Origin of the sequence: Isoptericola sp. NPDC057391, assembly GCF_042668085.1 — a bacterium.
Lineage (GTDB): Bacteria > Actinomycetota > Actinomycetes > Actinomycetales > Cellulomonadaceae > Isoptericola.
In genome coordinates this window covers 1-3,952 of the sequence record NZ_JBHVBO010000272.1, presented here as the reverse complement: position 1 = coordinate 3,952, position 3,952 = coordinate 1, and the positions used below count along the sequence as shown (strand labels likewise).

The following is a 3,952-nucleotide window of genomic DNA, read 5'->3' as shown; positions in this document are numbered from 1 at the left end:
GTAGCGGACGACGACGTCGTGCCGGCCCGGAGGCACGCCGTCGGTCGGCACGACGACGCTCGCCCGGCCGCGGACGAGCTCCGCGGTGACCGTCTCGTCGCCGAGCGCGACCGTCACCGTCCCGGTGGCCGCGGGGGCCGACCCGCGGCCCTCGGCGGCGGTGACCGTGACCGCGACGTGCGCGTCGGTGCCCGCCACGACGGACGCCGGCTTCACCTGCGCCCGCACGGCGCTCGCCGTGTCCCCGGTTCCCGGCTCGTCCGCCGGGGCGAGCCGGAGGAACGTGATCGAGTGCGCCGGGAAGTCGTAGGTGAACGACGCCCCCGCCCCCTCGAACGTCCGGTCCACCGGGACGACGCGCTCGGGCCTTGTCTTGGTGTTGGTCGCCGACGGGTCGGCCGACATCTCGGTGACCCGTGCCGTCGCGGCCGGCTCGAAACCGCCCGTGACCTCGACGTCGGTGCGCGCCACGGCGTCGCCGACGTTGACCACCTTGGCCACGAGCTCACCGGTCTCCTCGTCGTGCGTCACGACCTGGAACAGCGACTTCGTCACGGGCTCGGTGTACGTGAGCTGCAGCTCGCCGTCGAGGTAGAGCTCGATGGTGCGGCCCTCGACGACGACCTTGATCCGGTAGTCACGACCGTTCTCCAGCGGCGTGAAGGACTCCGCCGCCGCGACCTCGCCCTGGCGCGCGCCGTCGGCCCGCTCCAGCACGGACCGGGTGTTGCCCCAGCCGCCGACGTTCCACCAGTAGAAGTCGTCGCTCGCTCCCGCGCCGAAGCCGACGAGGAAGCCCTCCGCGCCCCCGGTCTTCCGGGCGGTGACCTCCATCGTGTAGTTCGTCCAGTCCTTCTCGTACGCGCCGGCGACGATGCTGCGCGCGTCCTCGACGCCGGCGTCGGACTGGGTGTACGCGCCGTCGGACACGGACCAGTCGCCGCGCTGCGGCTCCCACGACGAGGCGTCGTCGAAGCCGTCGGAGAACAGCACGTCTCCCGTGGCGTTGTCCGTGACCTTCACGTCGTCGTACTGCGCCTGCGTGAGCCAGGTCGACAGGAAGACGCCGCCCTCGACGTCCGGCGGGACGACGTCGGGCCCGTCACCGAGCTCCGACGGCACCACCTGGTCGCCGGCGTTCGTCATGAACAGCTGCTGGGTGTAGTAGTTCACCGAGCCCCACGACTGGTCGTTGTCGAACCACATCATGTCCGGCGACCACTGCACGTAGTCCTCGTTGGCGAACATCGGCGCGTACGAGGCGAGCTCGACGACGTCGGAGTTGCGCTCCAGGCCCGTCATGTACGCGGCCTCCGCGAGCGCGTTGCCGAAGGTGTTGCCCTTCGACGCGTACTCGCCGAGGAAGACGTGCGGCCCGTTCCGGTCGTACGAGTCGTACCGCTCGGTGTTCTGCAGGAACCACGACGGGTCGTTGTAGTAGTGCTCGTCGACCATCGCGACGCCCTGCTCGCGGTTGAAGTCCCACAGCTCGTCGAAGCGCGTGCCGGCGTCGTCCGGCCCGGAGTTGGAGATCACCGTGATGTCGGGGAATTCCGCCTCGATGGCGTCGCGGAACGCCGGGAAGTTCTCCTGGAACTTCGGGGTGTTCTCCTCGTTGCCCAGGCCGATGTACGGCATGTCGAACGGCTCCGGGTGGCCGAGCTCGGCGCGCTTGGCGCCCCACTCGGTGTCCGTGTCGCCGGTGGCGAACTCGATGAGGTCGAGGGTGTCCTGGATCCAGCGCGGGCGCTGCTCGTCGGTCATCTCCGGGATGCGCGACCCGCAGCCGTTGGCGCCCACCGACACGACGGGCAGCGCGAAGGCGCCGAGGTCCTCGGCGAACTCCAGGTACTCGAGGTAGCCGATGCCGTACGACTGGTTGTAGCCCCAGAAGTTCCAGTTGGTCGGGCGCTCCTCGACCGGGCCGATGGTCTCCTTCCACTGGTACGTCCGCTGCCGGTCCTGGCCGTCGGACTCGAGGTAGGAGTCGAAGGTGCCGACGTTGGTGACGCAGCCGCCCGGGAACCGCAGGAAGCTCGGGTCGAGCGCCGCGACCTTCTCCGCGAGGTCCTTGCGCAGCGTGCTCCTGCCGTTGACCGGCCCCACCCACGTGTCCTGCGGGAACAGCGACACCATGTCGAGGCGCAGCGTGCTCGCGGCGCCGGAGGTGACCCGGAGGCGGGCGGCGTTCGTCGTCGCGGACGCCGTCACCGTCGCGGTGTGCTTCTCCCACTCGTCGGAGCCGTCGACGGCGACCGTCGCCGTCCCGTAGGTCGTCGCGCCGTCGGCGGACACGAGGGTCGCCGTGAGGTCCTGCGCGACGTCGCTGCGCGCCCACACGGAGAAGTCGTACGACTCCCCCTCGCTCAGCGCGACGCCCTCGTTGTACGAGGAGTTGGCCACGCCGGTGGTGCCGTCGGAGGTCACCGTGAGGTAGTGCCGGTTGCTGTCGTTCAGCCACTCGCCGCGCTCGGACTCGACGGCGACGGCGCCGCCGCCCGTCTTCTCCCAGCCGGTCAGGCCGGTGAAGCCCGCGTTGTCCTCCTTGGCGAACTCGAACGACCGGTTGCGCACCAGTTCGGCGTACAGGCCGCCGTCGGCGGCGTAGTTGATGTCCTCGTAGAAGACGCCGTACAGGTCGTCGCTCATCTCGGTGCGGTCGGCGGCCGAGTCGATGGTGAGCCGCTGCTCGACGACCTCCGGCTCGCCCTCGGGGTACGCCTCGAGCAGCGCCTGCTGCTCCGCCGTGGTGATGGGCAGCACCGTGCCGTGCCGCGGGTGGCTCGGCAGCTCGGCGTCGGGCACGGACGTCCAGTCCCCGCTCGCCAGGTCGTCGGTGCGGAACAGCATGTACCCCTGGCCGCCGTGGTACGACGGCTGGTCGATCATCATGTACCACGAGTCGTCGGTGAGGGACGGGAAGACCGTGGGCCCCTCCCCGGCGGTGAACTCGCCGCCCCACGGGTTGGGCTCGCCCACGCCGACGCGCTCGGCCACGAGGTCCCACCCGTCGCCCTCGGTCACGCCCTGGGTGCGGGACAGGTCGTCGGAGGACTCCTCGCGGACGGTCATGTCCGCCTCGTCCTTCGTGAAGCGGTAGTACGTGCCGTCCTGCTCTGCGACCGTCGAGTCGATCATGCCGAGCCCCGCGCCGCGCTTCTCGTCGATCCACACCTGCGGCTCGGAGAAGCTGCCCGCGGAGAAGTCGGGCGTCGTGGCGGACAGCATCCGCTGGTACGACGTCGCGATGTCGCGGTCCTCGGGCGCGACGTCGTCCGGGTACAGCGCGGACGCCCAGTAGACGACGAAGTGCCCGGCATCGGCGTCCCACGTGGCCTCGGGGGCCCAGAGGTTGCCGGCGTCCGGGGGCGCGAGCTCGACCTCCTGCTGGTCGGACCAGTGGACCAGGTCGTCCGACCACCAGACCATCATCGACCGGCTGCCGGTCTCCTGGGCGTCGCCGAAGTTCCCGCCGCCCGCGATCTTGAGGTCCGTGGCGAGCAGGTAGTACCGGCCGGTCTCGGGGTTGCGGGTGAGGAACGGGTCGCGCAGGCCCTGCGTGCCGAGCGTGGACTCGAGGACGGGCTCGCCGCCGTTGAGCGTCGTCCACGCCGTCGGGTCGGCGGCCTCGCTGACGGCCAGGTAGATCTTCTCCCCGCCGTCCTGCTCGCCGGCGAAGTAGGGGAAGACGTAGGCGCCGTAGCCGTCGCCTGCCGCCGGCGTGGCGGCCTGGGTGGTCGGCGCCGCGGGGGCGTCCGGGGCCTCCCGTGGGGGGACGGCCGCGGCCGCCGTGGCGGGCAGCGCGAGGGCGAGGGCCAGCGCCAGGGGCGCCGACCATCGAGGCCTGTGCTGCCTGGTTCGGGTATGCATCGTTGTAGATCCTCCGTGTCGTACGTCGTCGTACCGGGGCGGGGGTTTCAGGTGCGAGGGTGCGTGGGACGGCGGGGCCGAC

At 71.1% G+C, this 3,952-nt stretch carries 1 protein-coding gene; it reads right to left on the bottom strand.

The genetic code is table 11. The features are described from left to right. Positions 1 to 3,870, bottom strand: a 3,870-nt coding sequence (locus ACFUVW_RS20045; protein ID WP_430573055.1) for an alpha-L-arabinofuranosidase C-terminal domain-containing protein, incomplete at its 3' end; no start/stop codon positions are given. Positions 3,871 to 3,952: the final 82 nt, after the last annotated feature.